Origin of the sequence: Rhizobium sp. 9140, from assembly GCF_900067135.1 — a bacterium.
Lineage (GTDB): Bacteria > Pseudomonadota > Alphaproteobacteria > Rhizobiales > Rhizobiaceae > Ferranicluibacter.
Window position 1 is genome coordinate 2,619,990 of sequence record NZ_FJUR01000001.1, and the last position, 17,768, is coordinate 2,637,757.

The following is a 17,768-nucleotide window of genomic DNA, read 5'->3' on the forward strand; positions in this document are numbered from 1 at the left end:
TCAGGCGGCTTCCTGTTCCTTGGCGCCATACAGCGCATCCTTGAAGGGCTGCGGGCCGACCCGGCGATAGGCGGCGAGGAAGGTCTCCTCCTTCGACAGCCGCAGGCCGAGATAGGTGTCGACGATGGTCTCCACCGCGTCGGTCACCTTCTCCGGCTCGAACCCACGGCCGATGATCTCGCCGATCGAGGTCGTCTCGTCGCCGGAGCCGCCCAGCGTGATCTGGTACAGTTCGGCCCCTTTCTTCTCCACCCCCAGAAGGCCGATATGACCGACATGGTGGTGGCCGCAGGCATTGATGCAGCCGGAGATCTTGATTTTCAGCTCGCCGATATCGGCCTGCCGCTCGGGGTCGCCGAAGCGCGTGGAAATCTCCTGCGCCACCGGAATGGAGCGGGCGTTGGCCAGCGCGCAATAGTCGAGCCCGGGACAGGCAATGATGTCGGTGATCAGCCCGGCATTCGCCGTCGCCAGCCCCGTCGCCACCAGCCCGCGATAGACGGCCTCGAGATCGGCCAGCGCCACATGCGGCAGGATGATGTTCTGCTCGTGGCTGATGCGGATCTCGTCGAAGGCGTACTCCTCGGCAATATCGGCAACGGCTTCCATCTGTACGTCGGTCGCATCGCCCGGAATGCCGCCGATGGGTTTGAGCGAGATCGTCACCATGCCATAGTCCGGGTTCTTGTGCGGCGCCACGTTCTGGTGCACCCAGCGGGCGAAGTCCGGATCGGCCTTCTTCCAGCTCGCAAGGTTCGCCCAGCCCTCGGGACGCTCGACCAGCGCCGGCGGCGCGAAATAGGCGGTGATCGCGGCAATATCGGCGTCGGGCAGCTTCAGTTCGGTGTTCTTCAGTTGCAGGAATTCCTGCTCCACCTGGCCCGCCAGCACCTCCGCGCCGGTCTCGTGCACGAGGATCTTGATGCGCGCCTTGTACTTGTTGTCGCGCCGGCCATGCAGGTTGTACACGCGCATGATCGCCGTGGTGTAGGAGAGCAGGTCCTCTTCCGGCAGGAAGTCGCGGATCTTCTTGGCGATCATCGGCGTGCGCCCCTGCCCGCCGCCGACATAAACGGCAAAGCCGATGCGGCCCTGTTCGTCCTTCTTCAGGTGTAGACCGATATCGTGCACCTGAATGGCGGCGCGGTCGCGCTCCGCACCCGTCACGGCAATCTTGAACTTGCGCGGCAGGAACGAAAATTCCGGATGCACGGACGACCACTGCCGCAGGATTTCGGCATAAGGCCGGGGATCGGCCACTTCGTCGGCGGCAGCACCGGCAAAGTGGTCGGCCGTCACGTTGCGAATGCAGTTGCCAGAGGTCTGGATCGCGTGCATCTCGACGCTGGCGAGATCGGCCAGAATGTTCGGCGTGTCCGACAGCGCCGGCCAGTTGTACTGGATGTTCTGCCGCGTGGTGAAATGCCCGTAGCCGCGATCGTACTTCCGCGCGATATGCGCCAGCATCCGCATCTGCCGGCCGTTCAGCGTGCCATAGGGAATGGCGACGCGCAGCATGTAGGCGTGCAGTTGCAGATACACGCCGTTCATCAGACGCAGCGGCTTGAACGCGTCCTCGGCAAGCTCGCCGGACAGGCGACGTTCCACCTGATCGCGAAACTGCTCCACGCGGGCGGATACGAAAGCATGATCGAATTCGTCGTAGCGATACATCGTTTGTCTGTTCCTTGAAGCCGTGAAGGCCACGCTTTTCCAGCGGGACGCCCCGCCGGAACCCCGGCGAAGATCGCGCAGTTCTCCTGACCCGCTTGCGCATCTCCTTAAACCAGGCCCGGCCTCAGGAAAAGCAATGCAGCGGGAGATTTATCCGGCGGGTTGAACCGCCGCCACGTGGTGCAGGCCCTTGTAGCCCGGCGCATAGTCCATCGTCGGCCCTTCCGCGCGGATCCGCTCCCGCAGCCGCTGAGGCCGCAGCACGCCATCCACTTCCACCACCTCGATCACGTTGACGTCGACGACCTTGTTGTCGGCAAAGGCTGCCTTGCCCGCCGCTTCCAGTGCCGTCACCGCCTCGGCATGACGGGCGATAAAGGCATCCTGCAGGCTCTCGCCCCAGTTGCCGGCCGCATCCAGCCAGACGGAAATGCCGTCGGACAGTCGGTTGGCCGTCAGAACCTTGTCACTCATCGTCATGCTCCTTGCACGTCACATTGCACGTCATGTTGGTCTGCCCGCTGCGCCGCAGACGGCGTCGCCAGTTGCGCCGAAGTCCGCTGCGACAGCGGCTCGGACCGCTCGAAATTCGCACCCGCCACCGCATCGCCGATGATCACCATCACCGGCCCGTCGAGATCGTCCCGCGTCTCCAGCCCTGGCAGTTCGCAGAGCGTCCCGTGCAGCAGCCGCCGGTCGGCCCGGCTGGCATTTTCCACGACGGCCACCGTCGTGTCGCGGTGCAGCCCGGCAGCCATCAGCCGTGCGGCGACGGAAGCCGCGACGGTGCGCCCCATATAGACGGAGATCGTCGCGCCGGAGACCGCCAGTCGCGCCCAGTCGGGCAGCACGTCGCCGGCGAGATCGTGGCCGGTCGTGAAGATGAGCGACGATGCCACGCCGCGCAGTGTCAGCGGCAGCTCGAAATCGGCAGCCGCGGCGAAGGCAGAGGTGATGCCCGGCACGATCTCGTAGCCGATACCCGCTGCCCGCAGCGCCGCCATCTCCTCGCCGGCCCGGCCATAGACCAGGGGATCGCCGGATTTCAGCCGCACGACGCGCTTGCCTTCGCGGCCGAGGCGCACCAGCAGCTGGTTGATCTCGTCCTGAGACTTCGAATGGCAGCCCTTGCGCTTGCCGACCGACAGCCGCTCGGCGTCGCGCCGTCCCATATCCACGATCGCCTGCGGCACCAGCGCGTCGTAGACGAGCACGTCCGCTTCCATCATCACCCGCTGCGCGCGCAGCGTCAGCAGGTCCTCGGCACCCGGTCCGGCGCCCACGAGATAGACGCGGCCCTCGACGACGCTGCCGGCCTTCAAGAGGCGCGTCGCCTCGCGGCGCGCGGCGGAAACGTCATTGGCAGCCACATGCGCGGCAACGCCGCCGGTAAAGAACCTCTTCCAGAACTGGCGGCGCGGCGCCCCGCGCGGCAAAAGCTTCTCGGCGGCGATCCGGTAGGACTGCGCAAGCGCCGCGAGGCTGCCCAGCGACGGCTGGAGCAGCTGGTCGATCTGCGCCCGGATCATCTGCGCGAGGATCGGCCCCGCACCCTCTGTGCCGATCGCCACGGCCACAGGCGCGCGGTTGACGAGCGCCGGCGTCAGAAAATCGCAATACTCCGGCTGGTCCACCGCATTGGCAGGAATGCGCGCGGCACGCGCGGCGGCCACGATCCGCCGGTCCTGCGCGGCGTCGCCCGTCGCGGCAAACACCAGAACAGCGCCTTCGACCTGCGCCCCGTCGAACGGCGCAGCAATGCGGGAGATCCCCTTGTCCGTCAGGAAACGTGCATAATCCGGCTCGGCATCGTCGGCATAAGCGACGATCCGCGCCTGCGTGTTCAGAAGGAGGCGAACCTTGGCATAAGCCTCGTCGCCATTGCCGAACACCGCCACGCACTTCTGCGCAACGCGAAAAAAAGCCGGGAATACGGTCAGTTGCTCGCTCATGACGATGGGGGATCTGTCCTTTCAGGGTTCGGGTAGATATCGCCCATCCTACGCGCAAATTGAAGAAACAGAAATCCGCCAGCCCTCAGCCTCGCGTATTCTTTTCCTCATGCACGGGATTATCGGAGCAAATGTGACCCGGCACCGCCAAGCGATGCATTGCGCAGGCCACGCAATGCCCGTTAGATGAGCCCGCCGACCACCCCGCAGCTCATAGGGAACAGCGCCCGATGTCCACCGATCCGCTTGCCGCCCGCCTTCTCTCCGTCATCGAAAACGACATCCTGCCACTGACGCAAAGGGGCGTTGCGGCCGGCAACAAGGTCTTCGGCGCCGCCATCCTGCGCAAGTCGGATCTCTCCCTCGTCGTCGCCGAGACCAACAACGAGACGGAAAACCCGCTCTGGCACGGGGAAGTCCACACGCTGAAGCGCTTCTACGAGCGCCAGGTCGGCCACGACACGAAAGACCTCATCTTCCTGTCCACCCACGAGCCCTGCTCCATGTGTCTCTCGGCCATCACCTGGGCGGGCTTCGACAATTTCTACTATTTCTTCAGCCACGAAGACAGCCGCGACAGCTTCGCCATCCCGCACGACCTCGTCATCCTGAAAGAGGTCTTCCGGCTGGAGCCCGGCGGCTACGCCCGCCAGAACGCCTTCTGGCGCTCGGCCGCCATCGCCGATCTCATCGCCGCCAGCGACGAGGCCGACCGCGCGAGCCTCAAGGCCCAGGACGCCCGCATCCGCCGCCGCTATCAGGACCTGTCGGACGCCTACCAGTCCGGCAAGTCCGGAAACGCCATTCCCCTTGCCTGAAAACCCTTCCCCTGATGCAGAAATCCGCCCCATGACCGACGCGATGCAGCCCTCCCGCGACATCCAGCAGCTCCTTGACATCATGTCCGCCCTGCGCGCGCCCGAGACCGGCTGCCCGTGGGACATCGTCCAGACCTTCGAGACCATCAAGCCCTATACGATAGAGGAGGCCTACGAAGTGGCCGACGCGATCGAGCGGGACGATATGGACGACCTCTGCGAGGAACTCGGCGATCTCCTGCTGCAAGTGGTTTTTCACGCGCGAATGGCAGAGGAGGCCGCCGCGTTCGACTTCGGCAATGTGGTCGAAGCCGTGACGCGCAAAATGATCCGCCGCCACCCCCACGTCTTCGCCCGCTCGGATGCCGACACGCCGGATGCGGTCAAGCTTCAGTGGGACGCGATCAAGCAGGCCGAGAAAGCCGAACGCCGCGCCCGCCGCCTCCGCCGCGGCTTGAGCGACGACGCGTCCGGCTTCCTTGACGGCGTCCAGCGCCACCAGCCGGCCCTGAGCGAGGCCCTGAAGCTCCAGCAGCGCGCCGCGAAAGTCGGCTTCGACTGGTCGGAACCCGAGCCGATCCTCGACAAGATCGAGGAGGAAATCGCAGAACTGCGCGAAGCGCTCCGCAGCGGCGACGCCGCCAAAGTCACCGACGAACTCGGCGACCTCGTCTTCGCCATGGTCAACATCGGCCGCCACACCGGCACCGATCCTGAAATGGCGCTACGCGGCACCAACACCAAATTTCGTCGCCGCTTCCGCCACATCGAGACGGAACTTCAAGCATCAGGCGAAAGTCTGGAAGCGGCAGCACTGGAGCGAATGGAAGCCCTCTGGCAGGACGCCAAGGCCATCGAGCGTGCGCTCGACGGGACGAGTTAGGTTCCAAACCAAAAACCCTCTCTGGCCTGCCGGCCAGAGAGGGTTATTCTTCAAAATCCAACCCGCAAAGTCCTATAACAGCCCCTCATCCGGCTGCCGCCACCTTCTCCCCGCACGCGGGGCGAAGGAACCCGAGGCACCGCTTCCGCCTCATCTGAAAACATCACGCAGGCCACGTCCCCTCGCCCCGCGCGCGGGGAGAGGGTTAGGGTGAGGGGCAGCCCCACCCACAGCCGTCACAGCCCGTCAAATCACGCCATCCGCCCGCTCACACCCGCCTGCTCGAACGTCGCCATGCCCGAATGGCACGCCGCCGCCGCCTTCACGATTCCGGCCGCAAGCGCCGCGCCCGTGCCTTCGCCGAGCCGCATGCCGAGCGCCAGCAGCGGCGTCTTGCCCAGTTGCTCGATGGCCGCCATGTGGCCGGGTTCGCCGGAGACGTGGCCGATCAGGCAGTGGTCGAGAGCGGCGGGGTTGATGGCCCTGAGGATCGCGCCTGCGGCCGTGGCGACATAGCCGTCGATGATCACGGGGATCTTCTGCATGCGGGCGGCAAGGATCGCGCCGGCCATGGCCGCCACTTCGCGCCCGCCGAGGCGCCGCAGCACCTCCAGCGGATCGGACAGATGGTCGCCATGCAGCGTCACCGCGGCTTCCACCGCAGCAATCTTCCGCTCCAGCAGCTCCCCGTGCGAGCCCGCGCCCGGCCCCACCCAGTCGCGCGCCGAACCGCCGTAAAGCGCAAGGTTGATGGCTGCCGCGATCGTCGTATTGCCGATGCCCATTTCGCCGATGCAGAGCAGGTCCGTGCCGCCCGCAACCGCTTCCATGCCGAAGGCCATGGTGGCCGCGCAGTCGCGTTCCGTCAGCGCCGCTTCCTGCGTGATGTCGCCCGTCGGGTAGTCGAGCGCGAGGTCGAACACCTTCAGCCCGAGATCGTTGGTCACGCAGATCTGGTTGATGGCGGCGCCGCCCGCCGCGAAGTTCTCGACCATCTGCGCCGTCACGGACGGTGGGTAAGGCGTGATACCCTGCTGGGCGACGCCGTGATTGCCGGCGAAGATCGCCACCAGAGGCCGTGTCACGGCCGGCGCACGACCCTGCCACGCCGCCAGCCAGAAGGCGATTTCCTCCAGCCGGCCGAGCGCGCCCGCCGGCTTCGTCAGTTGCGCATCGCGCGCGCGCGCCGCCGCAAGCGCTGCCGAATCAGGACCCGGCAACTGGCGAAGCAGCTCGCGAAAATCATCGAACGGAAGACCGCTGGCACTCATCTGGCTATCCTTTTCCTCCGGCCGCTCGTCGGCCGGTCCTCTGCGCCGTCCCGGCCCGGCTCATCGTCAGGCGAAGCGGCGACACGTCATCTTGTCTCGCGCCCTCATAGAGGCTGTTTGGAAACCCGGCGGCGGAGAGCCGGCGAGGGATTTTCGCGCTCCGGCAGAAGAGGATCGCAGCCGATATCCTGAGATATCGGCAAGATTCTCGACGCACCGGGGCACGAAAAGCACCGCCGGATCGACCCGTCCGGGTTTTCAAACAGTCTCTTAAAGCGCATGACGATCCCCGGCAACGGCTTATGCCGGATCGCCGCGACCGAACGGAACAGCGAGACCCGGAACCGGGGGAGCAAACCAACTGATGACCCTTGTCGCCGCCTTCCTCACCGATACGATGCGCGCCATCGCCTTTCTCAGCCGCCTGCGCGTACCCGCGCGCTTCTTCGAAGGCGACGACGGCCGCATGGGCCGCACCGTGCGCGCCTTCCCCGTGGCCGGCCTGCTCATCACCCTGCCGGCAAGCCTCGTCTTCGCGCTGTCCCTCGCCCTCGATGCCGATCCTCTGCTTGCCGCCCTTCTCGCCCTCGGCGCGCAGACGCTCGTCACCGGCGCGCTCCACGAGGATGGTCTTGCGGACGCAGCCGACGGGCTCGGCGGCGGGCGCACGCGCGGTCATGCGCTCGACATCATGAAGGACAGCCGCGTCGGCACCTATGGCGTCATCGCGCTGGTCCTCACGCTTGCGCTGAGAGCCGTCGCCATTGCGGATCTCGCCGACCATCTCTCGGCTGCCGGCTGCGCGCTGGCGCTCCTGGCCATCGCCGCGCTCAGCCGGGCGAGCATGGTCTGGCACTGGTCGCAGCTCGCCCCGGCGAGGGAAACGGGCGTCGCCGCCGGTGCCGGCCAGCCACAGCCCGTTGCCGTCACCGTGGCGCTCGCCACCGGCGTCGTGCTCGCCGCGCTTCTCCTGCTGGCGGCAGGCGTCACGCTTATGGCTGCCCTCATCGCCTTCGCCGCCTTTGCCGTCACGGTTCCGCTCTGGACACGATATGTCCGCAAGAGGATTTCGGGTCATACGGGCGACACAATCGGAGCCACACAACAACTGGCCGAAACAGCCCTTCTCGTCGCCCTTGCGATCTTCGCCTGAGGCACCGATATAGACACATCATTCCCACGCGGATCTTTTATGGAATCACCCTGTACCTCCGTCTGCTCCATCGATGCCGCCACCGGCTACTGTCGCGGCTGCGGGCGCACGGGCGACGAGATCGCGACATGGACGCTCTTCAGCGACCGCGAACGCCGGCACATCATGACCGGCCTGCACACGCGCATGAGTTCACTGGATGCCTCGTCACGTCTGGAAACGCGGAGCGCCCGCGTCGACCGTATCGCCCGGGAGCGCACGAAACGATGAACAGGCTGACCGTCGCGCTCGGCATTCTCGGCCTGGGGCTCGTCCTTCTGCTTTTCAATCACGACAGCGGCCGCACGCTGGGGCTCGGCAATGACAGCTTCGCGAGCCTCGTCGGCATGACGGCGCTTCTCACGGTCTTTGCCGCCGGCATCTGGCGCAGCCGGAATTTGAGCGAAAGCGTCCGGCAGTTCGCACTGTGGGTGCTGATCTTCCTCGCCGTCGTCACCGCCTACCTCTATCGCGGCGAACTGGAATCCTACTGGGCGCGCCTCTCCGGCGGCCTCATGCCCGGCCGCGCCGCCGTCTTCACCGACAATGAAGGCTATCAGGAAGTCGTCCTGCATAAGGTCATGAACGGCCATTTCGAGGCGAACGTCGCCATCAACGGCGCGAGCGTCCAGATGCTCGTGGATACCGGCGCCAGCACCATCGCCCTTTCCTATGCCGACGCGAAAAGCCTTGGCCTGGAGCCCGACAGCCTCGCCTACACCCAGCGCCTGATGACCGCCAACGGCGAAGCCCGCGGCGCCCCCGTCACCCTTTCCGAAGTCGCCATCGGCCCCATCGTCCGCAATGACGTCCGCGCCACCGTCGCCGAAGACGGCAAGCTCGACCAGAGCCTGCTGGGCATGAGCTTCCTCTCCACGCTCGACATGATGCAGATGAAGACGGATGAGTTGCGGTTGCGGGATTGAGGACGTCGGGAATGTTCAGGCGGTGTCGATAATGCTGACCACGCGGGCAACGATATCGTTCACCGTCGCCGCATCGAGCGTATCGGTGTAGCGAGCGGTCTTCTGCTTGACCCGTTCTGCGATATCCAGGCTTCTCACCTGATTGCAGAGCGCCACGCCGTTCGTGGCGTGTCCGGATATGTTGACCGCCATACCGGCCTTCCGGGCGAAAGCTCCGCCCATGGTGATGGCCACCATGATGCATATGCCTAACGCGTTGATATCGCGGGGCGAGATGACGACGCATTGACGATCGTCCTTCATCTCATGTCCGACAACGGGGTTGAGGTCGACAATAAAGACGTCACCCCGTTTCGGAATATTGCTTCGAACCATCAGAGCACTTCGTTCCCGACAGGGTCACCAGCCTCCCACGCGGCGGCCTGCTTATTCAGGGCGACCATTTCATCGGCTCCTTCAAGAAGCTCGGCAAGCGTATATCTTTTCTTCGTCTTCAACGGCGTTGCGATGAGCGCACCGTTGTCGACGACCAGTGCCAGTTCCGTACCGACATCCGCTCCCAGCATCTTCAAAAGCGCGGGCGGAATGCTGAAGACAGTGGCGCCGCCCTGACGGCGGATTTTAGCTGTATTGGACATCCAAGCACCCTCCAGAATGTGCTACTTATATAGCACTCCATAGAAATCGGCAAGGCGACACGATCGCCCCCTAATTCCGCAACCGATACCCCGTCCGGAAAATCCACACCAGCAGGCCCATCAGAACGCCGAGAAAACCGAGGATGATGCCGAAGCTCACCAGCGGGCTGACCTCGGAGATCTCGAAGAACGACCAGCGGAAGCCGGAGATGAGGTAGAGCACCGGATTGGCGTGGCTGACGGCCTGCCAGAAGGGCGGCAGCATGGAGACGGAATAGAAGCTGCCGCCGAGGAAGACCAGCGGCGGAATGACCAGCATCGGGATGAGGTTCAGCTGCTCGAAGTCCTTCGCCCAGATGCCGATGAGGAAGCCGAACAGCGAGAACGTCACCGCCGTCAGCACGAAGAACACCAGCATGACGAACGGATGCGCGATGTGCAGGTCCACGAACAGCGAGGCCGTGGCGAGGATAATCAGCCCGACCAGCATCCCCTTGGTCGCCGCCGCACCGACATAGCCGAGCACGATCTCGGTCATGGAGATCGGCGAGGACAGGATCTCGTAGATCGTGCCGGTGAACTTCGGGAAGTAAATGCCGAACGAGCCGTTGCCGATGCACTGCGTCAGCAGCGTCAGCATGATCAGCCCGGGCGTGATGAACGCGCCGTAGGAAACACCCTCGATCTCCTGGATGCGCGAGCCCACGGCCGCGCCGAAGACGATGAAATAGAGCGAGGTGGAAATGACGGGCGATACCACGCTTTGCAGCAGCGTTCGCCGCGTGCGCGCCATTTCGAACAGGTAGATTGCCTTGACCGCTTCGACATTCATGCCCGCTTCTCCACCAATTCCACGAAAATATCCTCGAGCGTGCTTTGCCGCGTCGAGATGTCCTTGATCCGCAAGCCCGCTTCCGCGACGGCGGCGAGCAGCGTCGTGATGCCCGTGCGCCCGCCGGAGGCGTCATAGTCGTAGATCAGCCGCCCGCCGCCATCCTCCAGCTTCAGCCGGTAGGGCTCCAGCCCCGGCGGCAGCGCGGTCACGGGCTCGATGAGTTCGATGCGCAGCTGCTTGCGGCCGAGCGTCTTCATCAGCGCGCTCTTCTCTTCGATCAGCAGGATTTCGCCGCCATTGATCACACCCACCCGGTCGGCGATCTCCTCGGCCTCCTCGATGTAGTGGGTCGTCAGAATGATCGTCACGCCATCTTCGCGCAGCGCCTGAACCACCTTCCACATGTCCTTGCGAAGATTGACGTCCACGCCAGCGGTCGGCTCGTCCAGAAATAGGATGCGCGGCTCGTGAGAAAGCGCCTTGGCGATCAGCACGCGCCGCTTCATGCCGCCGGAAAGCTCCCGCAGCATGTTGTCCTTCTTGTCCCAGAGCGACAGGTCGCGCAGCACCTTTTCGATATGGGCGGGGTTCGCCTTCTTCCCGTGCAGCCCGCGCGAGAACGACACCGTGTTCCACACCGTCTCGAACTGGTCGGTCGTCAGCTCCTGCGGCACCAGCCCGATGATCGACCGCGTCGCGCGAAAGTCCTTCACCACGTCATGGCCGTTCACCAGCACGGTGCCGGAGCTCGGATTGACGATGCCGCAGATGATGGAGATCAGCGTCGTCTTGCCCGCCCCGTTCGGCCCGAGCAGCGCCAGGATCTCCCCCTCCTCGATGTCGAGGCTGACACCCTTCAGCGCCTGAAACCCGGACCCGTAGGTCTTGACGAGATTGGAAACGGAGACGATGGGCGCCATGAAGATCATCCGGAGTGAGGGGGACGGGATGCCTTATATGGCATCCGCGCGCCAAAAGTCACCCGACGTCCTCAGCCGGTCTCAAACCAGCGCGTTGATGAAAAACTGGATGGCGTTCAACAGCAGAAACACCCCGAACCCGATTTCCAGATGCCGGCGGCTCAGCGCATGGGCGGCGCGCACGCCGAGCGGCGCCGTTACGAGCGTCACCGGAATGATCAGCGCCATCGCCAACCAGTTGACGAAGCCGGTCGAGAACGGCGGCAGGCCCGCATCGCCCCATCCCGCCCAGACATAGCCGATCAGCCCGGGGACGGAGATCAGGGCGCCGAGCCCCGCCGAGGTCGCCACCGCCTGATGGATCGAGCGGCCGTAGACGGTCATGAAGATATTGTTGAGCACGCCGCCGCCGATACCCATCAGCCCCGAGAGCAGGCCGATCGCCATGCCCACCAGCCAGCGCAGCGGGTTTCCCGGCAGGTCGGTGCCGAGCCGCCAGCTGTCGCGATTGAAGAACATCCGCAGCGCCATGAGCAGCGACATCACCGAGAACACCGCCATCAGCACCGTGCCGGAGACGCTGGCCGCGATCCCGGACGCGAGCAGCGTGCCGACCGGCACCGCCACGATCCAGCCTCTCAGCAGCCCCATATCCACCGCCCCGCGCTTGCGGTGCGCGAGGAACGAGCGGATCGCCGTGGGAACGATGATCGCGAGCGAGGTGCCGAGCGCCAGATGCATCCGCACGGCATCGCCGACGCCGATGGCGTGGAAGGTGTAGAAGAAGACCGGCACGAGGATCGCCCCGCCGCCGATGCCGAACAGACCCGCCAGCACGCCGGCGAAAGCGCCCGCGACGCCCAGCACCAGCGCGAAGAACAGAAGATCGATCAGCGGAGGCATGAAGAAGCTTTCGAAGGCACGGGAGATGCACCATTGGACGGCGCGGGAAGAAGACCCCTCCACCTGTCATCAATCCGTCGCCGGAATCAATCATTTTCCCCTGGCACACGGTGCGGCTTCACCGCCTCGCCTCGTGGTTTGCACCGGTCGGCTGGCAGTCCCCTCCCGCGCGGTTTTTTGAAGGCCGGCTCCCGGCTGAAAACGGGAGACCGGCCGTTTTTTTCACGTCAGGATCGTCTTCAGGTGCAATGCCGATAGCCGGATTTCCGCGACCGCAGGTCGAAGTGGAAATGATCCTTGTGGAACGGGTCGCTGCCCGGCCCCAGCACCGTGTTGAAATATTTGCAGCTGTCCTGCCGCACCGCCTTCAGCAGGCCCTTTTCCCGGAAGGCGAAGAAGCCCGGCTTGCGCACGTCGATCTCCTTGCCGTTCTTCAGCACGAACTTGCCAACGTCGATGGCATTGCCATGCGCATGCTCGGACATGGCGGCGCCGCGCCGCGAGTTCATCGTCCGGCAGGAATAGCCGCCCAGCGGCTTGATGGTGCCGATGCCGCTGAGATAACGATAGCGGGCCGACGGCGCGAGTTCGTTCTTCACCCACAGTGCAAAGGCTTCCGTCACCTCGCAGTTCAGCTTCACCGCCGGCTTCACCTTGATATCGCCCGAAAGCCCCGAAAGCTGGATCGGATAGTCGATGCCGCAGGATGGCCCGTTGGAAATGCGCGGCACGTCGGTAAAGCTCACGCCGAGCTTCGTCAGCCGCTTGCGGCAGGCGATTTCGGAGGCCGGCATCTGCCCGCGGAAATCCGGTTCGGACATCGTATCGAGGGGATTTGCGGCGCGCGGCAGAAAGGCCACCTGCTCCTCGCGGGCCTTATCCCGCCGCTGGATCATCACCCGCTGTTCCTGCTCCAGAAACTGCGCCTTGCGCCGCGCCTCCATCTCCCTCCGCTCGGGCGTCAGCGGCGGCAGGTCCGGATCGCTTGCCGCCGGCGCAGCCGGTCCTGTGTTTCCGGGCGCAGCCGCACTGGCGACCGCCGTCTCCCGCGCCGGCACCGAAAGCACATGCACGCTGTTCGTGCCGATCCCGTCCACCAGCACCGGCCCAGACCCCGGCCCAGACCCAGACCCAGAACGACCAGGTGCACGCTGCTCCGCATGAATATCGCGGCTCTGCTCCTCCGCCAGTCCCACCACGGGTGCGGCCGTGACCATGGCGTCGATGTCGATGCCCTGCTCGGGAATCGGCGAGGACGCCTCGCCCGCCGGATAGGCCGCCACCCGCTCCTGTCGCACCGCCGTCGCGGGCCGCACGCCGCTCATGCGCTCCGATGGCTCCAGCGCATCCGTGGAGCAGCTCGCCAGCGCCAGCATCAGCCCGAGGCCGGCGAAGGTTCCGCGTGGCAGACGTCTGGAAGACTGTGGAAGGTTCGCCATGCCGGGTTTCGCCTTTCGAACGGAGCCTGTTTCCCGGGGAACAACCCCGACTTGCCGACAGGAGCATGCGGGCCGACAAGAGAATGCGTGCCGGCAGCATCGGGCCTGCCGGCAGCATCGGGCAAGTGCCGCAGACCCGGTGAGATTGCGTTCCCTCTTCGGTCATTTTCGGGCGCACGACGCGGGCGGGAGTCCATCGCCCGAGTTTAGGCCATCATGGTAAACGAATGGTTACATCAGTGCTGTTTCGGACCAGCCATCGCCGTTTACTCCGGCTTGCAAACCCGCTACCATCGCGGCATCGGTAAGCGTTCGCGCGGCCGGTCGGGCGCCCGGCGTTCGCATCCCGAGGGGGTTCGGGACAGAAGCACAGGAAACGGCCGGAGCATCGCGTTTTGCCGACGGAGCTTTTTTCGTCATGAGTCGATAGCCGGCGCATTCGAACTGAAACGGGGTCCTGCCGAAACGGGGTCCTGCTGGAATATGCGTGGGAACGATGAGACAGCCATTTCCGGTGCCAGGCGGTCACCGGCTGCGCGCTGTGTGGGAGGAGAGGGCCAGGCATGAATGATCTGCAACAAAACGTCACGAAGGACGCCGTCGATGCCCTCGCCGGCAAGGCCGTTACCGTCGTAGCCGATCGCGACGAATGGGACGTCGTGATCGTCGAGAACGGAAACGAGCGCCGGCAATCCTTCGTCCAGTACGACTGGGCTCTCAGCTACGCCCGCGGCCAGCGCCTCCGCCTCGGCCTGCCGACCATGCCCGACCCGTCATCCGGAACGGCCTGAGGCGGCCCATTCCAGGCGCGTAGGCGCCAGAACAGACGGAGACGGCCATGGCGACGCCCAGCGGTGAACTGACCTTGCGAACCCTAGCCATGCCCGCCGATGCCAATGCTGCGGGCGATATCTTTGGCGGCTGGGTCATGGCCCAGATGGACCTCTCCTGCGGCATCCGCGCCGCCGAGCGCGCGCGTGGCCGCGTCGTCACCGCCGCCGTGCGTGAAATGGCCTTTGCCCTGCCGGTCAAGATCGGCGACACCCTCTGCATCTACACAGACATCGCCGCCGTCGGCCGCACCTCGATCACGCTCACGGTCGAAGCCTGGGCGCAGCGCTACCTCTCCGACCGCATGGAAAAGGTCACAGACGCCACCTTCGTCATGGTCGCGCTCGACGCCGAAGGCCACCCCACCCCCGTCCCCGGCGAACGCTGAGCCGCACCGTCCCGTCGCCACGGGCGGCAGCCCATTGCGACGGCGTCCTACGTTACATCGGAATCGATTTCAGGGTAGAATGATGCAGCCGGTATAAACGCTTCTCTGCAAGCGATCGCGCGCATGCGTGCAGCCGTTTCGCGAAAGCGACATGCCGTATTGTTATTGAAAGTGTTCGACGTGGGTTTCGCCGGTGCGCGCGAGATACACGGCGCGGCGGCCGGAGAACGACACGATATAGCCGGCGCAGCCCGCCATGACGGCCGTCTCGCAGAAACCCCTGTAGGTGTAGCCGGGCGCCTGTTGCTGCGCTTCGCGGATCGCCGCCTGTATGCGTGCCGTGTCGAGGGCCGGTGCCATCGGCGCATCGACGCGGCGGGCCGCAAGCTCGATGCTGTCTCCGTCAGGCAGATAGTAGGTTGCCGTCGCCCGCCGGAAGTCGATCGCATAGCTTTCGAATCCGGCGTCCATCAAGGCTCCCACGATCTGCGGAAAAGCCGTGGTGTCGTCCTCTGCCGCCGCGAGGCAGCGCTTGGCAATGGCCGTCTGGTGTTCGTTCATCGTGGCTTCTCCGTCGTCGGGCCGGGTCGCGTTCATTCGATCGGGATTCCGGTCATGTGGCCGCGTTGGGCTAGGCTTTTCAGCAGACGCACCAGCGTTTCCCGCTCGTCCGTGCCAAGGCATTCGAAGAATTCCTCGTCGTTGCGGTCGGCGAGCGCCGCCAGATCCGGCACGAGCGCATGGCCGCGATCCGTCAGCGCGAGGGTCTGCGCGCGGCCGTCGTCCGCACTGGCCTCGCGCAGCACGAGCGACTTCGCAATCGCCCGGTCGGCAAGTTTGGTGATCGCGCCCCGCGTCAGACCCATCTCGTCGGCAAGCCGGCTGGGCGATATCGGCGCCTTGCCGTAGAGCGCGCGCATCAGGCTCCATTCGGCCACCGTTACCTCCCTCGCAGCCAGCTTGGCCGCGAAGGCGTGAGACACGTGGTTGGACACCATGCGCAGCCAGTAGCCGATATGCGCGGTCAGATCCGGAACAGGCTGGACGGGAAACATGCGACCCCCAATAGTTGACTAGGAAACTAAATCACACGGATATTCCTGTCAACCGGGATGCCGGGGTGTTCGGCACGGGTCTCGTCGAAGGGAGGGTGGGCCGAAACCGGGGCCAAAACTGGGGGCGGCACCGGGACCGAAACCGGGGACGGGGCGGGGCGTTTTCGCACGGTCTGCCGTGCAACGCCCCGCCCCGTCCCGCCGTCCGGAATGCCCTCTTACCTCAGGCGGCCCGCCGCATCGGCCGTGCGCCATGGCCACCGAGCCGGAAGGTCTGCAACAGCGCCTTGAGCGTGCGGCTTTCCTGTGCCAGCGTCTGGCTGGCCGCCGTGGTTTCCTCCACCATGGCCGCGTTCTGCTGGGTCATCTGGTCCATGCTGTTGACGGCGACGTTCACCTCCTGCAGGCCCGTCGCCTGCTCGCGGGCGGCGGTGGCGATGGAGGCCACGTGGTCGTTGACGCGGTTGACCAGCGTTTCGATCTCCATCAGCGCGTCGCCCGTCGAGCGGACGAGGGCGACGCCGGTTTCCACCTCGCCGGTCGAGCTGCGGATCAATTCCTTGATCTCCTTGGCCGCCTGTGCGGAACGCTGGGCCAACTCGCGGACTTCCTGCGCCACGACGGCGAAGCCGCGACCGGCCTCGCCCGCCCGTGCCGCCTCGACGCCGGCGTTCAGCGCCAGAAGGTTGGTCTGGAAGGCGATTTCGTCGATCACGCCGATGATCTGGCTGATGCGTTCCGAGGAGCCCTCGATCCGGCTCATGGCCGCGATGGCGCTGCGCACGATCTCGCCGGATTTCGCGGCGCTCGACTTCGTTTCGGCCACCATGATGCGCGCCTCGCCGGCCCGCTCGGAGGCGTTGCGCACCGTCGAAGTGATCTGGTCGAGCGCCGCCGCCGTCTCCTCCAGTGCCGCCGCCTGCTGCTCCGTGCGCCGCGACAGGTTGCCGGCCGCCTCGGAGATATCGCCGGCATTCTCGTGGACGACGTCGGTGGAGTGCGCGATGGACTGCACGGCTTCGGCCAGCGCCGCGACGGCCTGATTGAAGTCGTCGCGCAGCTTGGCATATTCCGGCGAGATCGCGCCGATCTCCGCCGTCAGGTCGCCGCGTGCCAGCGCTTCCAGCGCTACGCCGACCGTGGCCATGGCATCCGCCTGCTCCTGCGTCTGGCGTGCCGTGCGCGCTTCGTTTCCGCGACGCTCGGTCTCGATCTCGCTTTGCTGCGTCGCCTCGCGCGCCCGCAGGGCGATCCGCTCGGAGACGCTGTCGCGCAGCACACCGAGCGCGCTCGCCATCTGGCCGATCTCGTCGCCACGGTCCGTTTCCGGTACCGGCGACGAGACGTCTTCCCGCGAAATCGCCAGCATCGAGGCCTTCAGCCGCTCCACCGGGCCGACGACGCTGCGCACGACAGCGAGCGCCACCCCGAGGATCAGCAGGGCGGCCACGCCGGAGATCACCCCGAGTTGCAACAGCCCCTGCCGGAACATCGTCGCGAGATCGTCCGCATACACCCCGGTGCCAACGACCCATCCCCAGGGCTGGAAGCCGATGACGTAGGAATATTTCAGCACGGGCGCATCGACGCCGGGCTTCGGCCAGTGATAGTCGACAGCGCCCTGCCCGTTCGCCGCGACGACCTTGACGAATTCCACGAAGATTTTCTTGCCATCCGTGTCGGCCAAGCCGCTCTGGTCCGTGCCGTTCATCTCCGGCTTGATCGGATGCATGAGCACGCGCGACTGCATGTCGTTGATCCAGAGATAGCCGTTGTTCTGGAAGCGCATGGCGCGGACCGCATCGAGCGCGGCGGCCTGCGCCGCCGCCTGCGTCAGCGTGCCGGCCGTTTCCAGCCCGTGGTAATAGGTAAAGATGCCGATGGCGCTCTGGTCCATCGCCGCCAGCATGGCCTTGCGCTCGCTCACCAGCCGGTCATGCGCCTGGAACAGCGAAAACGTCATGGCCCCCGCCATGATCAACAACGCCATCGCCACCAGCGCGTAAAGCCGCACGGAAATCCGAAAATATTTCATTGTCCAGT

General features: G+C 65.4%; 20 protein-coding genes. 7 read left to right on the top strand and 13 right to left on the bottom strand.

Features of this window, described 5'->3' with window-relative positions:
• From GA0004734_RS12335 to cysG, 3 genes are all read right to left on the bottom strand, one after another.
• Positions 1-1,674 (bottom strand): nitrite/sulfite reductase, encoded by a 1,674-nt coding sequence (locus GA0004734_RS12335; protein WP_092934079.1) that lies wholly within the window; start codon positions 1,672-1,674, stop codon positions 1-3.
• A gap of 150 nt (positions 1,675-1,824) precedes the next feature.
• Positions 1,825-2,148 (bottom strand): DUF2849 domain-containing protein, encoded by a 324-nt coding sequence (locus tag GA0004734_RS12340; RefSeq protein WP_092934081.1) that lies wholly within the window; start codon positions 2,146-2,148, stop codon positions 1,825-1,827.
• Positions 2,149-2,150: 2 nt separating this feature from the next.
• Positions 2,151-3,626, bottom strand: a complete 1,476-nt coding sequence (gene cysG / locus GA0004734_RS12345; protein WP_092934083.1) for a siroheme synthase CysG — start codon at positions 3,624-3,626, stop codon at positions 2,151-2,153.
• Positions 3,627-3,856: 230 nt separating this feature from the next.
• Between cysG and GA0004734_RS12350 the strand changes: the two genes are divergently transcribed.
• Positions 3,857-4,444: a nucleoside deaminase gene (locus tag GA0004734_RS12350; RefSeq protein ID WP_092934085.1), complete on the top strand. Its 588-nt coding sequence runs from the start codon at positions 3,857-3,859 to the stop codon at positions 4,442-4,444.
• A 43-nt stretch (positions 4,445-4,487) separates the two neighbouring features.
• Positions 4,488-5,327 (top strand): nucleoside triphosphate pyrophosphohydrolase, encoded by an 840-nt coding sequence (mazG, locus tag GA0004734_RS12355; protein ID WP_092936262.1) that lies wholly within the window; start codon positions 4,488-4,490, stop codon positions 5,325-5,327.
• Between the two features lie 251 nt (positions 5,328-5,578).
• Here the strand turns inward: mazG and cobT are convergent, their stop codons facing one another.
• Complete coding sequence (cobT, locus tag GA0004734_RS12360) at positions 5,579-6,598, bottom strand: nicotinate-nucleotide--dimethylbenzimidazole phosphoribosyltransferase (protein ID WP_092934087.1); 1,020 nt, start codon at positions 6,596-6,598, stop codon at positions 5,579-5,581.
• A 364-nt stretch (positions 6,599-6,962) separates the two neighbouring features.
• Between cobT and GA0004734_RS12365 the strand changes: the two genes are divergently transcribed.
• Genes GA0004734_RS12365 through GA0004734_RS12375 form a run of 3 tightly spaced genes read left to right on the top strand, consistent with a single transcriptional unit; the run spans position 6,963 to position 8,716 of the window.
• Positions 6,963-7,751, top strand: coding sequence for an adenosylcobinamide-GDP ribazoletransferase (locus tag GA0004734_RS12365; RefSeq protein WP_092934089.1), 789 nt, complete (start codon positions 6,963-6,965; stop codon positions 7,749-7,751).
• 39 nt (positions 7,752-7,790) lie between these two features.
• A complete protein-coding gene (locus tag GA0004734_RS12370) occupies positions 7,791-8,021 on the top strand; it encodes a DUF1289 domain-containing protein (RefSeq protein WP_092934091.1) in 231 nt (76 codons plus the stop codon).
• Complete coding sequence (locus GA0004734_RS12375; protein WP_092934093.1) at positions 8,018-8,716, top strand: retropepsin-like aspartic protease family protein; 699 nt, start codon at positions 8,018-8,020, stop codon at positions 8,714-8,716. The genes GA0004734_RS12370 and GA0004734_RS12375 overlap by 4 nt, the downstream gene beginning before the upstream one ends.
• 15 nt (positions 8,717-8,731) lie before the next feature.
• On the opposite strand, the gene GA0004734_RS12380 is transcribed toward GA0004734_RS12375, so the two are convergent.
• The 6 genes from GA0004734_RS12380 to GA0004734_RS12405 all read right to left on the bottom strand — a co-directional run bounded on the left by GA0004734_RS12380 (position 8,732) and on the right by GA0004734_RS12405 (position 13,388).
• Positions 8,732-9,091, bottom strand: a complete 360-nt coding sequence (locus GA0004734_RS12380) for a type II toxin-antitoxin system PemK/MazF family toxin (RefSeq protein ID WP_092934095.1) — start codon at positions 9,089-9,091, stop codon at positions 8,732-8,734.
• Complete coding sequence (locus GA0004734_RS12385; RefSeq protein ID WP_092934097.1) at positions 9,091-9,354, bottom strand: AbrB/MazE/SpoVT family DNA-binding domain-containing protein; 264 nt, start codon at positions 9,352-9,354, stop codon at positions 9,091-9,093. The genes GA0004734_RS12380 and GA0004734_RS12385 overlap by 1 nt, the downstream gene beginning before the upstream one ends.
• Positions 9,355-9,424: 70 nt before the next feature.
• On the bottom strand, positions 9,425-10,186 hold the full coding sequence (locus GA0004734_RS12390; RefSeq protein WP_092934099.1) for an ABC transporter permease: 762 nt from the start codon (positions 10,184-10,186) through the stop codon (positions 9,425-9,427).
• On the bottom strand, positions 10,183-11,109 hold the full coding sequence (locus tag GA0004734_RS12395; protein ID WP_092936264.1) for an ABC transporter ATP-binding protein: 927 nt from the start codon (positions 11,107-11,109) through the stop codon (positions 10,183-10,185). The genes GA0004734_RS12390 and GA0004734_RS12395 overlap by 4 nt, the downstream gene beginning before the upstream one ends.
• Before the next feature lie 81 nt (positions 11,110-11,190).
• The gene (locus GA0004734_RS12400; protein WP_092934101.1) at positions 11,191-12,012 is read right to left on the bottom strand and encodes a sulfite exporter TauE/SafE family protein; all 822 of its coding nucleotides are present in this window, start codon (positions 12,010-12,012) and stop codon (positions 11,191-11,193) included.
• A gap of 239 nt (positions 12,013-12,251) precedes the next feature.
• On the bottom strand, positions 12,252-13,388 hold the full coding sequence (locus GA0004734_RS12405) for an extensin family protein (protein ID WP_245292513.1): 1,137 nt from the start codon (positions 13,386-13,388) through the stop codon (positions 12,252-12,254).
• A 626-nt stretch (positions 13,389-14,014) separates the two neighbouring features.
• On the opposite strand from GA0004734_RS12405, the gene GA0004734_RS12410 reads away from it, so the two are divergent.
• Together GA0004734_RS12410 and GA0004734_RS12415 are read left to right on the top strand one after the other, a co-directional pair.
• Complete coding sequence (locus tag GA0004734_RS12410; protein WP_092934105.1) at positions 14,015-14,242, top strand: hypothetical protein; 228 nt, start codon at positions 14,015-14,017, stop codon at positions 14,240-14,242.
• 47 nt (positions 14,243-14,289) lie between these two features.
• Positions 14,290-14,670 carry an acyl-CoA thioesterase gene (locus GA0004734_RS12415; protein WP_092934107.1) on the top strand — a complete coding sequence of 127 codons (381 nt, stop codon included), beginning with the start codon at positions 14,290-14,292 and terminating at the stop codon, positions 14,668-14,670.
• Between the two features lie 162 nt (positions 14,671-14,832).
• Here GA0004734_RS12415 and GA0004734_RS12420 read toward each other — a convergent pair whose 3' ends face one another.
• The 3 genes from GA0004734_RS12420 to GA0004734_RS12430 form a co-directional block, all read right to left on the bottom strand.
• Positions 14,833-15,231 (bottom strand): DUF1398 domain-containing protein, encoded by a 399-nt coding sequence (locus GA0004734_RS12420; protein WP_092936266.1) that lies wholly within the window; start codon positions 15,229-15,231, stop codon positions 14,833-14,835.
• Positions 15,232-15,263: 32 nt separating this feature from the next.
• On the bottom strand, positions 15,264-15,725 hold the full coding sequence (locus GA0004734_RS12425; protein ID WP_175386335.1) for a MarR family winged helix-turn-helix transcriptional regulator: 462 nt from the start codon (positions 15,723-15,725) through the stop codon (positions 15,264-15,266).
• A 223-nt stretch (positions 15,726-15,948) separates the two neighbouring features.
• On the bottom strand, positions 15,949-17,760 hold the full coding sequence (locus GA0004734_RS12430; RefSeq protein WP_092934109.1) for a methyl-accepting chemotaxis protein: 1,812 nt from the start codon (positions 17,758-17,760) through the stop codon (positions 15,949-15,951).
• Positions 17,761-17,768: the final 8 nt, after the last annotated feature.